Origin of the sequence: Cellulosimicrobium sp. CpK407, assembly GCF_051844275.1 — a bacterium.
Taxonomy (GTDB): Bacteria; Actinomycetota; Actinomycetes; order Actinomycetales; family Cellulomonadaceae; genus Cellulosimicrobium; species Cellulosimicrobium cellulans_G.
In genome coordinates, this window is record NZ_JBGNYC010000012.1 from 58767 (window position 1) to 74783 (window position 16017).

Consider the following 16017-nt stretch of genomic DNA (forward strand, 5'->3'; position numbering starts at 1 on the left):
CATGACCACGGGTAGGTGGCGTCGGCGACGCCGCGCGACCGCTACGGCGGCCCTCCTCGGCCTCGCCCTCGTGACGGCGGGCTGCGCGTCCGGCCCGGATGCTCCGTCGACGGACACGCTCGACGTCGTCACCACGACCGGGATCCTCGCCGACCTCGCGCGCAACGTCGCCGGGGACCGCGCGGTCGTGACGTCGCTCGTGCCGGAGGGCGGGGACCCGCACTCCTACGAGCCCTCGTTGCGCGACGTGCGCGACGTCGTCTACGCGGACGTCGCCTTCAGCAACTACATGCTGCTGGAGGAGCACAACATCATCAAGATGCTCGACTCCAACCTTCCCGAAGGGGTCCCGAACGTCTCGCTCGCGGAGTCGGCGGTGAAGTACGCGGCGGAGATCATCCCCCTCGTCGAGAACGTCAACCTCGACACCATCTGGCTCGGGCTGCGCGTGAGCGGCTCGGGCACCGAGCACGGCGCTACGCGGTCCTCGGACGTGCACCTCAGCGCCACCGGCCTGGAAGGGCCCGGCCAGCTCACGGGCTACCTCACGGAGACGTTCGGCCAGCCACGCACCTACTTCGACTCCGCGGACGGGTTCGACGCCGGCGACGGGTACGCGGCGGACACCGTGACCCTGCCCACGAACGCCCACACCCACATGAGCTGGACGTTCTCCGAGCCGGGCGTGTACCGACTGACGTTGAGCGCCGCGCTCGCACCGACGCCGGACGCCCGTCCGGTCGGCATGGGCACCTCGACGATCACGTTCGCGGTCGGGGTCGACCCGTACTCGGTCCCGGGGATGGAGGACGCGGCGGTGCTCGCCGGCGGTCACGCGGACGTGTCGGTCGAGCTCGACGACGGGCGGGTCGTCCTCGCGGCCGACGACGAGCACGACGTCGGAGGTCACCACCACCTGCACGACCCGGCCGAGACGGTGATCTCCGTGCCGAACAAGGCGCTCGCGCCCGTGCCGGCCGGTCAGGACTTCCGCTTCCTGGGCAAGGCGGGGGAGCAGATCTATCAGCTCCCGCAGGCCGTGCTGGGAAAGCACGTGCACGGCGAGATCGACCCGCACCTGTGGCAGAACGTGCGCAACGCCGAGGCGTACGTCGAGATCATGCGGGACACCCTCGTCGAGGTCGACCCGGACGGCGCGGCCGAGTACCGCGCCAACGCCGCGGCGTATCTCCGGACCCTGCAGGAGACCGACCGGTACGTCGAGGAGACGATCGCCTCGATCCCGCGCTCGCAGCGCTACCTCGTGACGACCCACGATGCCTTCGCCTACCTGGGCGCGGCCTATGGGATCGAGATCGCGGGGTTCGTGACGCCCAACCCTGCGACCGAGCCGAGCATCGCCGAGCGGCGCAAGCTCACCCAGACCGTGCGCACGCTGCAGGTGCCCGCGGTCTTCCTCGAACCCAACCTCATCGCGCGCTCGTCGGTCCTCACCGAGGTCGCGAAGGAGAACGGCATCGAGGTGTGCCGCATCTACTCCGACGCGTTCGACCGCGACGTCACGACGTACGTCGAGATGATGCGCGCCAACGCGGACTCGCTCAGACGCTGTCTCTCCTGAACCACCCACGACCACGCGAGTGCCCGACCCATCGCGGCACCCTGCTAGCACGAAGGATCACCCATGAACACCCGCACCACCGACCGGTCGTACGCCGACGCGTCGTCGCACGGCACCGCGCGACGGCCCGCGCTCGTCACCCTTGCCGTCGTCGGCGCACTCCTCGTCGGCTCGGGGGCGTCGGCACTGCCCGCCGACACCGAGGACGATCCGGCGCTGCAGCAGACCGTCGAGGGCGACGAGGCGAGCGTCGAAGGGCGTGAGGTCATCACCGACGGCCACGTCGACGTCGGCCCGCGCTTCCTCGACGACACGTGGACGCTCCAGGCCCGGGACGACCGGGCCGTGCCACCCGTCTGGCGGTTCCCCGACGAGACGGTCTTCCACGTCGTCGACGAGTCGATCCTCGAGGCACCGGACAGCGAGGACTACGCCTTCCTCGGCGTGGAGCCGGGAGCGCCTCTGTACGTCGTGCCGCAGGTCCAGAACCAGGCCGTGGTGTGGCTCGGCTGGAACACCCAGGACCCCGAGGTGACGCAGCGCATCGACCGGGGCGCGACCCTGCGCCTCGACGGGGTCGAGGGGCCGGGTTCGTTCTTCCTCTTCCTCCAGGAGGGGGTGACGGGCCCGCCCAACGTCCTGTGGAACTCAGGGACGGCGTACCCGCAGGACTTGTGGATGGACGTCAACACGCACGTCCATGCCAACTGGGTATTCACCGAGCCCGGCGTCTACACGCTCGACGTGACGATGCTCGCCGACCTCACCGACGGGACCCACGTCGAGGATCCCGGCGTCCTGCGCTTCGCGGTCGGCACCTCCACCGACCCGCAGACCGCTTTCCCCGCCGCGAACGAGGAACCGGCCGAGGGGACGACCGAGCCCACCACGGACGCCTCGGACACGGAAACCGACCCGGCGGACGACGCCGACGAGGCGGACGAGGTCACCGACCCCGAGAGCGAGGATGCGTCGGCGTCCGGCGTGGCACTCTGGGTCGGGCTCGCGGCGCTGGTGCTCGTGGCCGCCGTCGTCGTGACGGTCGTCCGGGGCCGCCGCGCTCGCGCGCTCGCCGAGCAAGAGGCTGACGGCGGTGACGCCCACGCGGGGTCCGCCGACGGCGCGAAGGACCGCTCGTGAGCGCGCCGGCCGTTGCGGACACGACGTCGTCGACCACGAGAGAAGGCAGCGGGGGTGTTCCGGTGCTCCGGGTGCGCGACGTGTCGGTCGAGCTCGGGGGCCGGCTCGTGCTGCGTGACGCGAGTCTCGACGTGGGTGCCGGCGAGCTCGTCGGGCTGATCGGCCCCAACGGCGCGGGCAAGACGACGCTCCTGCGGGCGGTTCTCGGTCTCGTCCGACGCCGGTCGGGCGAGGTCCTCGTGGACGGCGCGGGCGGGCGTTCCGCCTCGGCGGGGATCGGGTACGTGCCCCAGCGGCACGAGTTCGCGTGGGACTTCCCGATCTCCGTGGAGGACGCCGTGCTGTCCGGGCGGGTGCGGAGCATCGGCTGGTTGCGCAGGGCCGGTGTGGCGGACTACCGCGCGGTGCGTGAGGCGCTCGACCGCGTGCGCATGACGCACCTCCGCCGGCGCCCGGTAGGGGAGCTGTCCGGCGGCCAGCGCCAGCGGGTCCTCGTCGCTCGCGCCCTCGCGCTGCGGCCCCGCGCGCTGCTCCTCGACGAGCCGTTCACCGGCCTCGACGTCCCGACGCAGGAGCTGCTCACCGACCTGTTCGCCGAGCTCGCGCGCGAGGACGGCCAGGCTGTGCTCATGACGACGCACGACCTCGTAGCGGCGATGCACGCGTGCACGCGTGTCTGCCTGCTCAACCGCACCGTCGTCGCGACGGGCACGCCCGCGGAGCTCGCGGACCCCGACCTGTGGATGCGCGCGTTCGGCATCTCGGCGTCCTCGCCGCTGCTCGCCTCGCTCGGGCTCGCTCCCGCTGCCTCCACCTCCGCTGCCCCGACCCACGAGAAGGAGGCGGACGCGTGATCTCGATCGGGGACTTCGTCCAGGACCTGCTCAATCCCGACCTCGCGTTCCTGCCCAAAGCGCTCCTCGTCGCCGTGATGTCGAGCGTCGTGTGCGGCGTCATCGGGTGCCACGTCGTGCTCCGCGGCATGGCGTTCATCGGCGACGCCGTCGCGCACGCCGTCTTCCCCGGCCTCGCGGTCGCCTTCGTGCTGCAGGGCTCGCTGGTCCTCGGCGGCGCGGTCGCGGGCGTCGTCACGGCGGTCCTCGTGGCCGTGTTCTCGCAGAACCGGCGGCTCAAGGAGGACTCGATCATCGGGGTCTTCTTCGTCGCCGCGTTCGCGCTCGGGATCGTCGTCATCTCGACGGCACCCGGGTACGCCGGGTCGTTGCAGCAGTTCCTCTTCGGGTCGATCACGGGCATCCCCGACGAGGACGTCGTCGTGGTCGCCGTCGCGGGGACCGTCCTGCTCCTGCTCGCCTTCCTCCTGCACAAGGAGTTCGTCGCGGTGAGCCTCGACCGGGAGATGGCCCGCTCGGCTGGCCTGCCGGTGTTCTGGCTCGACCTCGTGCTGTACGTGCTCGTGACGATCGCGATCGTCATCTCCGTCCAGACGATCGGGAACATCCTCGTCCTCGCGCTGCTCATCACCCCCGCGGCCGCGGCGCGGCTGCTCACCGACCGGCTCGGCGTGATGATGCTCCTCGCGCCCGTGATCGGCGGCGGCTCGGCGCTCGTCGGGCTCTACCTGTCGTGGAGCCTCGACCTGCCCGCGGGCGGCACGATCGTCCTCGTCGCGACCACCGTCTTCCTGCTCGCCTGGTTCCTCGCCCCGCGCCACGGCCTCCTGGCACGCCGCTGTGCGCACGCGTCGGCGCGCACGCCCGAGGAGGAGGCGGGCTGCCTGGCTCCGGCCCCCGGAGCGTCGGACGACCGAGAACCCGCGACGACGGCGCCGTAGATCGCGCGCCGCGTCGACGTGGCCGGTCGCCCGCCCATGGCTCTGGCGAGCGGTGCCCTCTTCGTCCACAGGGTGAGACGTGGGGGCCCAGGGATTGCGCAGAGTCTAACTGAGAATCATTATCAGTAATGCTCGCTCAGGGTGAGCGGGCTGGACAAGGAGACGACGATGCATCGGATGCGTACGGCAGGGGGTGCCCGGACGGGCGTGACGGTTCTGGGCACGGTCCTCGGGACGGCGGTGGCGACCGTCGGGCTCGCCTCGGCGCTCGCCACGTCGGCGGCGGCCGCCGACCGGACGAGCGGACACTTCGACGTGGCGGCGGAGATCGAGTGCGACGCGAACGGCGAGGTCGTGGACGTGCACGCTCACGTCCACGAGCACGTCGGTGGCGCGCACGTCGAGCTGCCCGCGGGCGACTGGCTGGCCTTCACGGGCGGCGGCGCGAACGGCCCGGCGGTCGGCTTCGCCGTGGAGGAGGACGCGTCGTGCGACCTCTCCGAGGTCGAGTTCACGGCGAACGCGCTCGACGCGGCGAGCACCGGGACCTCGCTCTCGGCGGCCGGGACCGCGGGCGCATTCTCGGCGAGCAAGACCGCCTTCTCGGGGTCGGTCACGCTCGGAGCGGGCGGTCACGAGGACGTCGCGTGGTCGTTCGCCACGACCGGCACGTACGTCCTCACGTTCGACGTGAGCGTCGACGGCGTGCCGTGGGCGACGTCCGAGGAGCTCCCCCTCAAGAGCTCCTGACGGGTGCACGTGCGTGCGGGCGGGGCGCTGTGCCCCGCCCGCACGCACGCCTGCCGCGCTCCGCCGGAGGGAGGCGTCGGCGACGAGGCTCGCGAGCGCCGGCCCGGCGGGTGCCGGACGTGAACGGATGGACGACGCGTCGACGCACGGCGCGTCCCGACGAACCAGGACGGACGAACGCAGTGGGACGACAGATGACAGGACGCCGGACCCCGGCCGGGCGAGCGGCGCGCCGCGCCGCGGTGGCGGGAGTGCTGGCAGCAGGAATCGCCCTGCCCCTCGCTCCGGTGGCCCACGGCCTCGACGGGGCGGGCGCGCTCGCCACGGTCCCCACGAGGGCTCCCGTCCTGATCGACGAGGGGGTGTCGTTCCTCACCGCTGCGTACGCGGACGGCCGGACGACGATCGACCTGGGACACGGGTCGACGACGACCACCGCTCCCAAGGACGTGCAGTCCCGGTACGGCGTGGAGGACGTCGTCGTCTCCGTGCCCCGCCCCAAGCAGGGCATCGTCCCCGCCGACGCGACGTGGGCACCGCTGGGACCGGAAGGGACCATCGTCTACGGGACGCAACGCTCCGTCCCGGCGAGCGGCTTCGAAGGCACGGCCGCGACGATCGTCCTGAGCACCTACGGGATGTCGCGGACCGACGTCGTGGCCGGCGGGGTGCGCTGGGTGGTCGACGACGTCGAGGGGGGCGGCCTGGTCGCGTTCGGCAAGCCCGGTGTCTTCATCGAGGGCACGCCGGCGCGAGGCTGGTACGCCGCACACGACATGGCTGCCCCGTTCGAGCCGTTGACGATGAACCCCGGCCAGCACTCGACGTCCGACTCGGTGTACTTCACCGAGCTCGGGCTCCACTGCGTGCACCTGCGCGCCGAGATCACCACGACCGGCGGCGAGGTCGTCTCCTCGGAGCCGGTGACGCTGCGGGTCGCGGTCGGCAACGTCCCGGACGCCGCCACGGCGGGTTGCGGGGCCGCCGTCGACCCGGGTCAGCAGGTGCTCCCGCCCGAGGGCGAGGAGCCCGTCGACCCGGTGGATCCTGTCGACCCGGTGGACCCCGTCGATCCCGGTGACCTCACCGACCCGCGCAACAACGCCCTGCTCCCGCCGACGCACACGGACCTCTCGTTGCGCCCCGGAGACGACGCGCTGCGCCTGCTGCTGCGCGAGTCGACCACGTCGTCGGAGACGTGGCACGAGCCGGCCACGACGGTCGTGCACGTCCCGGACGCCGCGCGCGTCACCGTGCCCGAGCCCACGGCCTCGGCGGACTCGACGTTCCTCGCGCCCGCGGGCGCGACGATCTACCGGTTGCCCAAGCAGCCCAAGCCGAACATCGCCTGGCTCGGTCTCGCGTCCGAGCACTTCGACGCGACGGACTACGAGCGGCTGCCGAACCTGCGCGTCGTCTCGGTGACCGGGCTCGACGGCCGTGCGGCACCGGGTGACTTCTTCTTCGGCGCGGACGAGGCGTTCGTGCGCTCCGGAGCGGCCCCGTACTTCTCGACGAAGCAGGGGCTTCCGCAGGCGCACCAGGCGCTCCCGCCGAGCCTCGCGCACAAGCACCTGAGCTGGGACTTCACGGCGCCCGGGACGTACTGCGTCCGGATCACGGCCGATGCCACCCAGACGGACGGCACGCGCGTCGGCGACGACACCGTGCTCACCTTCGTCGTCGGCGGGAGGTCGTACGACCCGACCTCGGCGCCCACGTGCCTGCAGTCGGACGTCGACCGCGCCGTCAGCCACGTCGTCGCCCCGGCCGAGGCGCCGGCCGGCGAGACGGCCGTCATCGAGGAGCCCCGCTACCTCGAGCACGTGCACTTCGCGCACCTGACGCCGCGCCTGACCGACGCCGGGCTGGACCTCTCGCTCGTCGAGGGCGACCGGGCGTCGTCGGGCGTGCGCCACGACCTCGCCGACGTCGTCGTCGCGACGGGCGACACCGTGCACTCCCTGTCCGTGGAGGCCCTGCGCGATGACTGGCGCGACGCGGAGGAACCGTACGTGCGCGGCTACGAGCTGCGCGCGCAGTCCGCGGCGACGAACGACCTGAGCCTCGACCTGGCCGGCCTCGACCCGGCCGCCCTCGACGGCGACCTCACCTGGACGCTCGACGACGTCGACGGCCCGGGCTCGTTCCTCGTCGTCGACGAGTGGCAGTCCCTCGTCCCCGGGCACAAGGGCGCCCTGCTGTCGACGCACGCGGACTACCCGGCGACGTCGACGACGGTGGCTCCGGGGGCGGCGAACCTGCTGCGCTGGAGCTTCTCCGACGCCGGACGGTACTGCGTCACCACGACGCTCTCCGGCACGACGGCGGCCGGAGAACCCGTGGCGAGGACCACGACTCTCACCGTCGCTGCGGGTGTCGACCCAGCAGGCGTCGAGCCCTGCGAGCCGGCGGACCCCACGGACCCGACGGATCCGACCGACCCCACGGATCCGACCGACCCGACCGACCCGACCGACCCGGTATGGCCCGTCACTGACCGGACGGTCCTGAGCAGCGGGCACGTCGACCTGCTCGCGCGCGTCTCGGCCCACGCGGCGGGCACGGTGCTCGAGACCGTCGTCCGCGACGACTCCGTGGTGCCCGCGCTGGAGCACGACCTGGACGAGGCCGTCCTCGACGTCCCCGAGGGCGCCCGCCAGCAGGTCCCCGCCGACCCTGCCTACGCGTTCCTCGGCGAGCCCGGCGACCCGGTGTGGCTCCTGCCCGAGAGCCCGCGGGCCGACCTCGTGTGGCCCGGGTGGAACCTCGACGCGGCCGAGGGCTCCGGCGCGAACGCCGTGCGCTGGGACCTCGACGACGTGCGCGGGCCCGGGTCGTTCACGCTCTACGACTCGGCCGGCGACGACTGGGGCGCGCCGCGCGTCCTGCTCGACGGCGCCGAGCACGCGTCCCTCACGTACGCGGAGCACGCGCACGGGACGTGGGCGTTCGCCGCCGCGGGCGTGTACTGCCTCGACGTGCGCCAGACGGCGCTCGACGCGTCCGGAGCGGAGCTCCCCGGTGCGACGGACGGCGGGACGCTCGTGCTCGCCGTCGGGGTCGACGCCCGGCGCGTCGACGAGCAGCACTGCGGCATGACGGCCGACGACGTCGCCGTGGGGCCGACCGACCCGGGTGGCCCCACGGACCCGGGCGCCCCGAGCGAGGACGACCTCACCGATGCCCGCCGCGGCACCGTGCGCGTCGAGGGCGAGTTCTCGCCCGGCGACACGGTCCCGGTGTCCGTGGGTCCGGAGGCGGCGGGCGAGACCGTGGCGTCCTGGCTGTTCTCCGACCCGGTCGCCCTCGGCACCGCGGAGGTCGCGGCGGACGGTACGTACACGGTCGTGCTGCCCGACGACGTCGCGCTCGGTGCGCACCGCCTCGCCGTGACCCAGGCCGACGGCTCGCTCGTCGGCTGGACGCCTCTGAACGTCGTCGCTCCGGCGGTCGACGACCCGGTCGACGACCCCACGGACGGCCCGACCGACGGCCCGACCGACGTGCCGAGCTCCGGCACGTCCGGCGATGGTGCTGGCGGCACCGCCGGCGCCGGGAACGGTGCGTCGGGCACGAGGGGTGGGTCGCTCGCGACGACCGGTCTCGACGCGGCAGCCGCAGCGGCGACAGCCCTCCTCGTCGCGGGACTGGGAACGCTGCTCGTCGCCTCTCGCCGCCGTCTGGCGCCGGCGCCCGGGCGGGAGCGCGCACCGCTGCGCAGGTCCTGAGCGCCACCCCTGCGTCGCGCCGGTCCCGGGTTCACGTCCTGGGCCGGCGCGACGTGGGCGACGTCGTCGCGTGCGCCTGCTGCGCTACCGGCCGGGCAGCCGACCGAGATCGTCCGCGGTCACGGCTTCTCCGGGCCGCAGCGGGCACGCGTCGAGCAACGCGCGCACGCGGGCGTCGTCCATGCCGGCCCCGAGGCACACGAGCCGGCTCGTCCCGTCGCCCGGGCCTCGGCGACGCGTCCAGCGCACCTGCCGACCCACGACCTGCAGCGTGAACGAGGACGCGCTGTCGGGCCCGGCGATGCGCACGACGCCCTTGGCGCGGAACAGGCCGGGCGGTCGCGGGTCGAGCAGCGCCGCGAGGCGCGCGGGGTGCAGCGGGGCGTCGGCGACGAGGTCGTGCGCGGTGTAGAGGTCGTGCACGTGGGTGTGCCCGTCGTGCCGATCGGAACCGTGGGGGCCGGGTCCGTCCCCGGTGGTCACGTAGCCCTCGCTCGCGAGGGCGAGCGACGGCTGCCACGGGGCGGTGCGCGGCGCGGGGTCGTCGAGCACGAGACGCGGGTCGAGCCGACCCTCGACGGTCCGCACGAGCGGAGCGGCAGCGTTGAGCCCGCGGCACCACGCGGTCGTCGCGTCGAGGTCGGGTGCGGTGTCGGCCTTGTTGAGCACGACGACGTCCGCCGCCGCGACGTGGCGCGCCAGGCGGGGGTGCTGGGCGAGCGTCGTCGGCCCCTCGGCGGCGTCGACGACGTGCACGAGCGCGGACACGCGCACGTCGGGGTGCAGCGCGACGCGCCGCGCGAGCGTCACGGGCTCCGCGAGGCCGCTTGCCTCGATCACGACGGCGTCGACCCGTCGTCGTGCGCGGGCGAGCCGCGTCAGCAGGGGTGGGAGGTCGTCGTCCTCGGCGGCGCAGCACAGGCAGCCGCCCGCCACGCTGTCGATGCTCTCGGTGCCGCCCTCGACGAGCAACGGGTCGATCCCCGTCGGACCGAAGTCGTTGACGACGACCGCGAGCCGACGCCCGCCGGCACGGGCGAGCAGGTGGTTGACGAGGGTCGTCTTGCCCGTCCCGAGGAAGCCCGAGACCACGAGCACGGGGAGCGGTGCTCTGCGTGGTCGGGATGTTGGGGCCGTGCTCATCCCGCGCACGATAGCGCGCCGTCGAATCGGTGCACAGTGATGGCGAGGAGATAATGAGAATGATTCCAGTTTCTGTTACGGTGTCGCGCGGAGCCGCCTCGCGGCCACGTCCCCTGCACGGAAAGGAGTGGTCGTCGCGTCCGATCCCGCGACGACCGACCACGCATGACCCCCTCAGCACGCACCCGGACCCGGAGCCTGACGGCTCTCGGTCTCGTCCTGCCGCTCACGTTCCTCGCCGCCTGCTCGTCGGGCGAGACCGACGCGGAGCCCGGTGCCGACCAGACCGCGACCGAGGAGGCGACGAGCGTGCCCAGCGAGGCCGCCACCGTGACGCCGCGGCTCGCCGTCACGTACGACGGCGGCATCCAGGTCTTCGATGCCACGACCCTGGAGGTCGTCGACGACATCGAGCTGGACGGCTTCAACCGCCTCAACGGGGCGGGCGACGGCCGCCACCTGCTCGTCTCCACGTCCGGCGGCTTCCAGGTCCTCGACGCCGGCACGTGGGCCGAGCCGCACGGCGACCACTCGCACTACTACACGGCGGACCCGGAGCTCACCGACACGGTGTTCGAGGCGGAGAAGCCGGGCCACGTCGTCGTGCACGACGGCCGGACCGCCCTCTTCGACGACGGCACCGGCCACGTGACCGTCCTCGACTCCGCCGCGGTGGCCGACGACGCTCGCGAGACGCGCGAGCACACGACCCCCGAGGCGCACCATGGCGTCGCGATCGAGCTCCACGACGGCACGCTCGTCGTGTCCGAGGGGACCGAGGAGGCCCGCACCGGCATCCGCGTGCTCGACGCCGACGACCAGGAGATCGCAGCCTCCGACGAGTGCCCGGGCGTCCACGGCGAGGCCGTCGCGGCCGACGACGCGGTGCTCATCGGCTGCGAGGACGGCGTCCTCGTCTACAAGGACGGGCAGATCACCAAGGTCGCGAGCCCCGACGCGTACGGCCGCATCGGCAACCAGGCCGGTACCGAGGCGTCGACCGTCGTCCTCGGCGACTACAAGTCCGACCCGGACGCCGAGCTCGAGCGCCCGACGCGCGTCTCCCTGACCGACACCGCGACCGGCGAGCTGACGCTCGTCGACCTCCCGTCGAGCTACACCTTCCGCTCGCTCGCGCGCGGTGACGACGGCGAGGCGCTCGTGCTCGGCACCGACGGGCAGATCCACGTCATCGACCCGGAGACCAAGGTGCTCGTCCGCTCGATCCCGGTCATCGAGGCGTGGGAGGAGCCGGACGAGTGGCAGTCCCCGCGCCCGGCGATCTTCGTGCTCGACGGCTCGGCTTACGTCACGGACCCGGCGAACAAGGCGATCCACGCCGTCGACATCGAGACCGGCGAGGTGTGGAACAGCGTCGACCTCGACGTCGAGCCCAACGAGATCAACGGCGTCTCCGGTGCTGCCGCGACGAGCGACACCGCGCACGAGCACGGCGACGAGGGCGAGCACGCGGAGGAGGGTCGCGAGCACTCCGAGGGCGAGCACGCGGAGGACGAGCACTCCGAGGACGGCCACGACCACGAGCACGCCGACGAGGAGACGGCCTCGCAGGGCTGACCCGACCGGGGCCCGCACGGTGCCGACACGCCGCGGTCCGCCCTCCCGGGGGCGGGCCGCGGCGTCAGCGTGCCCCGGAATCCCGTGAGATCCTCGGGCGTTGACCGAGCGGGAGGTGGGTGTCGTGCAGAGGATGACGCGCCAGCGGGCGGCACTGCTCGAGGCGATCGAGGAGCAGGAGGGCTTCCGCAGCGCGCAGGCGATCCACCAGGACCTGCGGGCCCGCGGCGATGCCGTCGGGCTCGCGACGGTCTACCGGGGCCTCCAGGCGCTCGCGGACGCCGGCGTGGTCGACAGCCTGCGCACCGCCGAGGGCGAGAGCCTCTACCGGCGCTGCGCCCGCGCGGAGCACCACCACCACCTCGTGTGCCGCTCGTGCGGCCGCGCGGAGGAGATCGACGGTCCGAGCGTCGAGTCGTGGGCGCGGAGCGTCGGCGGGACGCACGGGTTCGTGGACATCGAGCACGTCGTGGAGCTTTTCGGCACGTGCGCGGAGTGCCGGGCTCGCGACGGACAGGCGCGCTCCGATCGCGCCTGACGGCCCTGCGCGCGGGGCTCACGGCGCGGCGCGCCGGACGCGATCGGCCCGAGAAGTCGCGCGAAACTCCGCGTGTTCCCTAGTGTTGTCCCCGGTGCACGGCCTCGCGGCTGGCACACTGAGACCGTGACGACGGGTGGTGACCACCGCGCGTCGTGAACCGAAGAAGGGATTCGCATGTCGCTCAACAAGTCCGAGCTCGTCTCGGCCATCGCCAGCAAGGCCGACCTGTCGAAGGCGGACGCCGAGAAGGCCCTCAACGCCTTCCAGGAGGTGCTCATCGAGTCGCTGGGCAAGGGCGAGGCCGTCAAGGTCACGGGCCTCCTGTCCGTCGAGCGCGTCGAGCGTGCCGCCCGCACGGGCCGCAACCCCCGTACGGGCGAGGAGATCTCGATCCCGGCCGGCTTCGGCGTGAAGATCAGCGCCGGCAGCCTGCTCAAGAAGGCCGTCGCCAAGTGACGTCTCGCTGACCGGCCGCTGCCGGTCCGGTCAGCAGCACGAAGGCCCGGAACCCCGTGAGGGGCTCCGGGCCTTCGTCGTCCCCGTTCCCCGCCCCAGCGCCGAACACGACATGAGGGTCGTTATGCGCCCGATAACGACCCTCAGGTCGTTCTCGACGCGGGGTGGGGGCGTGTTCGGCGCGAGGGGTGGGGGTCGAGGGCCCGGGGGGGGTGGGGGCCGGGGGGGTGGGGGGTCAGGCGTGGACGACGTTCGCGAGGATGCCGTGCTGGGTCAGGCGCGTGCCGATCGCCTGGTCGACCTCGGAGAACGCCTTGTTCGAGCGGGCCACGCCGATGGCACCGGCCATGGCGCCGTGCCCCGTCGGGCGGTCGATGCGGGCGACGAGCTGGTCGCCGTGGAGCATGAAGTCGACCGTGAAGACGAGGTGCTGCGCCTTGCCGGCGAACGCGCCGAGCCAGAACGTCTTCTGCTTGCTCCCGCGCTCGGCGGCCCACTGGCCCGTCGGGCGCGTGGTGACGGTGAAGCCCTGCTCCTGGAGCGCGGCGTGCAGGTGCTGCTTGGCGACCTCGGGGTCGCCGGACAGGAAGTAGTCGACCGTGGCCATGCTGGCTCCTCGTGGCGTTCGTGGCTGGCTGTGACGGGGTGTGACCGCTGTGTCGCCGCCGGACGGGCGGACGGCCCTCGGGATGCTACCGCCCGCCCGCGTCCGCCCGGCGAACGTCTTGAGAATCGTTCTCATGAACCGCTAGGCTGGGCGTACCACCCACCGGAAGGACTCCCCATGGCCGTGCCCAAGCGCAAGCTCTCCCGCTCGAACACCCGGGCTCGTCGCTCGCAGTGGAAGGCGCAGGTGCCGGAGCTCGTCACCGTCGTCGTCGACGGGCGCGAGGTCACCCTCCCGCGCCGCCTCGTCGCGGGCGTGCGTCGAGGCTACGTGACGCTCCCGGAGTGACCCCGGTGCCCGACGGCGCGTGCCGCCCCGCGCCGTCGGCCCGCCGTGGCAGCATCCTCGGGTGAGCGAGCCGAGCCCCGACCTGACCTCCGGCCCCGTCCCCGGGCGCCGGGAACGGCGCGAGCAGACCGGGTGGTCGCGCGCCGACCTGCACGGGCACGGCCACGCGCACGGGCCGGCGGCCCCGGCGACGCGGCGCGTGCGCCTCACGCTCGCGGCGCTCCTCGTCCCCGCCCTGCTCGCCACGCTGGCCGGGCTGGTCGCGCTGTGGCCCGCGTCGGCGGACGTCCCGGACCGCATCCCCGTCGCGGCCGAGGGCAGCTCGGTCCTGCGCGCCACGGTCACCGGGCCGATCGACGCGGAGACCGGCGAGGTGCCCGCCCGCCTCGACGCCGGTTCCCGCGCGGGCGGCGAGGACGTCGGTGGCGACGCCATCACCGTCAGCGCGCCGCCCGAGTACGTCGCCTACGGGTTCGACGAGGGTGACCGGCTTCGCGTCCTCTACATCGCCGAGGCCGTCGGGGCGGGCGCGAGCCCGTACGTCTTCATGGACTTCGAGCGCGGGCTCCCCATCGGGATCCTCGCGGTCGCGTACGCCGTCGTGGTGCTCGCAGTCGCACGCTGGCGGGGCCTCGCGGCGCTCGCCGGGCTCGCGGGCGCGTTCGTCGTCATCACCTGGTTCACCCTGCCCGCGCTGCTCACGGGGCAGGACGCGCTGGGCGTCGCGCTCGTGACGTCGTCGCTCGTCATGTTCGTCGTCCTCTACGTCGCGCACGGGTTCACCGCGCGCACGTCGACGGCGCTGCTGGGCACGCTCGCCGGGCTCGCGCTCACGGCCGTGCTGGGGTGGTGGGGCTCGGGCGCGGCCAACATCACGGGGCTCACCTCGGAGGAGTCCCTCTGGATACCCCAGTACGCGCCCGCCCTGGACATCCAGGGCGTCGTGCTGTGCGGCATCGTCCTCGCGGGCATGGGCGTGCTCAACGACGTGACCATCACCCAGGCCTCGGCCGTGTGGGAGCTGCGGGCGGTCGCGCCGCTCGCGACCCGGCGCGAGCTGTTCGCGCGCGCCATGCGCATCGGGCGCGACCACATCGCCTCGACCGTCTACACGATCGCCTTCGCCTACGTCGGCGCGGCCCTGCCGCTGCTCATGGCGGTCTACCTCTCCGACCAGAGCCTCGCGACGAGCCTCACCTCGGGCGAGATCGCGGAGGAGGTCGTGCGCACGCTCGTCGGCTCGATCGGCCTCGTCCTCGCCATCCCGATCACCACGGCCATCGCGGCGCTCACCGTGCCGGGCACGGCGTCCGTGGGGTCCGTCCCCGTGGGTAGGGTCGAGGTCCCCGCGGCCTGACGACGGCCCGGCGGGACGACGGGAGGACGACGGTGACGGGGACGACGAGCGGCCGGGACGGCCGGAGCGCAGCGGTGCTGGGGCCGGGAGGGGTCGGTGGGCTGGTCGGCGCGCTGCTCGCGCGGTCCGGGGCCGACGTGACGTTCCTCGCGGGGGAGGCCACGGCGGCGGCGCTGACCGAGCACGGGGTGCACGTGCGCAGCCGGCAGGTCGGCGAGCTCCACGTCCCCGCGCGGGCGGTCACGCGGCTCGACCGGCCGGTCGACGTCGTGCTCGTCGCGGTCAAGCAGACCGCGCTCGACGACGCGCTCGACCGGGTGCCGCCCGAGGTGCTCGGCGACGGCGTCGTCGTCCCGTTCCTCAACGGGCTCGACCACCTCGACGTGCTGCGCGCACGCTACGGGACCGGGCGCGTGCTGCCCGCGACGATCAGCGTCGAGTCGGCGCGCGTCGCCCCGGGGGAGATCGAGCACACGAGCACGTTCGTCGACGTGGGGCTCGCGCCCGGCGCCGTCGAGCCGGAGCGCGTCGAGGCCGTGCGGGAGCTCCTCGACCGGGCCGGGATCGAGACGAGGGTCCACGCGGACGAGACCACGCTGATGTGGGCCAAGCTCTCGTTCCTCGCCCCGTTCGCCCTGCTCACGACGACGTACCGTGCCCCGATCGGGGACGTGCGGACCGCGCACGGTGCCGAGCTCGAGGCGCTCGTGCGCGAGGTCGCGGCCGTCGCCGCGGCGAGCGGGGCGCCGTCGGACCCCGAGCGGACGCTCGCCCGCTACGAGCGCTTCGCGCCGGAGGCCAAGTCCTCGATGCTGCGGGACGCCGAGGCCGGTCTCCCGCTCGAGGTGGACGCCATCGGCGGCGCGATCGTCCGGGCCGCCGACCGTGCGGGCGTGGACGCGCCGCTCACGCGCGCGCTCGTCGCCGGTCTCGGCGGCTGACGGCGGCGTCCGCCGGGAGCCTTCACCGGACCGCCACGCGACCCCCTG

General features: G+C 73.5%; 14 protein-coding genes. 12 read left to right on the forward strand and 2 right to left on the reverse strand.

Going from position 1 to position 16017, the window contains the following annotated elements; genetic code table 11:
* Window position 1: 1 nt before the first annotated feature.
* The 6 genes from ABWU78_RS07760 to ABWU78_RS07785 all read left to right on the forward strand — a co-directional run bounded on the left by ABWU78_RS07760 (window position 2) and on the right by ABWU78_RS07785 (window position 8998).
* Window positions 2-1582, forward strand: a complete 1581-nt coding sequence (locus tag ABWU78_RS07760; protein WP_439158032.1) for an anchored repeat ABC transporter, substrate-binding protein — start codon at window positions 2-4, stop codon at window positions 1580-1582.
* Window positions 1583-1645: 63 nt separating this feature from the next.
* The gene (locus ABWU78_RS07765; RefSeq protein ID WP_439158033.1) at window positions 1646-2722 is read left to right on the forward strand and encodes a choice-of-anchor M domain-containing protein; all 1077 of its coding nucleotides are present in this window, start codon (window positions 1646-1648) and stop codon (window positions 2720-2722) included.
* Entirely contained in the window at window positions 2719-3576 is an 858-nt protein-coding gene (locus ABWU78_RS07770) for an anchored repeat-type ABC transporter ATP-binding subunit (protein WP_439158034.1), read from the forward strand. Before ABWU78_RS07765 ends, ABWU78_RS07770 begins: the two co-directional genes overlap by 4 nt.
* Window positions 3573-4517 carry an anchored repeat-type ABC transporter permease subunit gene (locus ABWU78_RS07775; protein WP_439158035.1) on the forward strand — a complete coding sequence of 315 codons (945 nt, stop codon included), beginning with the start codon at window positions 3573-3575 and terminating at the stop codon, window positions 4515-4517. The genes ABWU78_RS07770 and ABWU78_RS07775 overlap by 4 nt, the downstream gene beginning before the upstream one ends.
* A gap of 168 nt (window positions 4518-4685) precedes the next feature.
* Window positions 4686-5267: a hypothetical protein gene (locus ABWU78_RS07780; RefSeq protein WP_439158036.1), complete on the forward strand. Its 582-nt coding sequence runs from the start codon at window positions 4686-4688 to the stop codon at window positions 5265-5267.
* Between the two features lie 194 nt (window positions 5268-5461).
* Window positions 5462-8998, forward strand: coding sequence for a choice-of-anchor M domain-containing protein (locus tag ABWU78_RS07785; RefSeq protein WP_439158037.1), 3537 nt, complete (start codon window positions 5462-5464; stop codon window positions 8996-8998).
* Between the two features lie 84 nt (window positions 8999-9082).
* On the opposite strand, the gene ABWU78_RS07790 is transcribed toward ABWU78_RS07785, so the two are convergent.
* Window positions 9083-10141: a CobW family GTP-binding protein gene (locus ABWU78_RS07790; protein WP_439158038.1), complete on the reverse strand. Its 1059-nt coding sequence runs from the start codon at window positions 10139-10141 to the stop codon at window positions 9083-9085.
* 165 nt (window positions 10142-10306) lie between these two features.
* Between ABWU78_RS07790 and aztD the strand changes: the two genes are divergently transcribed.
* The 3 genes from aztD (at window position 10307) to ABWU78_RS07805 (ending at window position 12716) form a co-directional block, all read left to right on the forward strand.
* A complete protein-coding gene (aztD, locus tag ABWU78_RS07795; RefSeq protein ID WP_439158039.1) occupies window positions 10307-11719 on the forward strand; it encodes a zinc metallochaperone AztD in 1413 nt (470 codons plus the stop codon).
* A 124-nt stretch (window positions 11720-11843) separates the two neighbouring features.
* Window positions 11844-12257, forward strand: a complete 414-nt coding sequence (locus ABWU78_RS07800) for a Fur family transcriptional regulator (RefSeq protein WP_308202292.1) — start codon at window positions 11844-11846, stop codon at window positions 12255-12257.
* A gap of 177 nt (window positions 12258-12434) precedes the next feature.
* Window positions 12435-12716, forward strand: a complete 282-nt coding sequence (locus tag ABWU78_RS07805; protein WP_087470693.1) for an HU family DNA-binding protein — start codon at window positions 12435-12437, stop codon at window positions 12714-12716.
* Window positions 12717-12951: 235 nt separating this feature from the next.
* Here the strand turns inward: ABWU78_RS07805 and ABWU78_RS07810 are convergent, their stop codons facing one another.
* A complete protein-coding gene (locus tag ABWU78_RS07810; RefSeq protein ID WP_253051988.1) occupies window positions 12952-13323 on the reverse strand; it encodes a hypothetical protein in 372 nt (123 codons plus the stop codon).
* A gap of 177 nt (window positions 13324-13500) precedes the next feature.
* On the opposite strand from ABWU78_RS07810, the gene rpmF reads away from it, so the two are divergent.
* From rpmF to ABWU78_RS07825, 3 genes are all read left to right on the forward strand, one after another.
* A complete protein-coding gene (gene rpmF / locus ABWU78_RS07815) occupies window positions 13501-13671 on the forward strand; it encodes a 50S ribosomal protein L32 (protein WP_154797174.1) in 171 nt (56 codons plus the stop codon).
* 61 nt (window positions 13672-13732) lie between these two features.
* Window positions 13733-15028: a YibE/F family protein gene (locus ABWU78_RS07820; RefSeq protein ID WP_439158040.1), complete on the forward strand. Its 1296-nt coding sequence runs from the start codon at window positions 13733-13735 to the stop codon at window positions 15026-15028.
* A 32-nt stretch (window positions 15029-15060) separates the two neighbouring features.
* Complete coding sequence (locus tag ABWU78_RS07825; RefSeq protein ID WP_439158041.1) at window positions 15061-15969, forward strand: ketopantoate reductase family protein; 909 nt, start codon at window positions 15061-15063, stop codon at window positions 15967-15969.
* Window positions 15970-16017 lie beyond the last annotated feature (48 nt).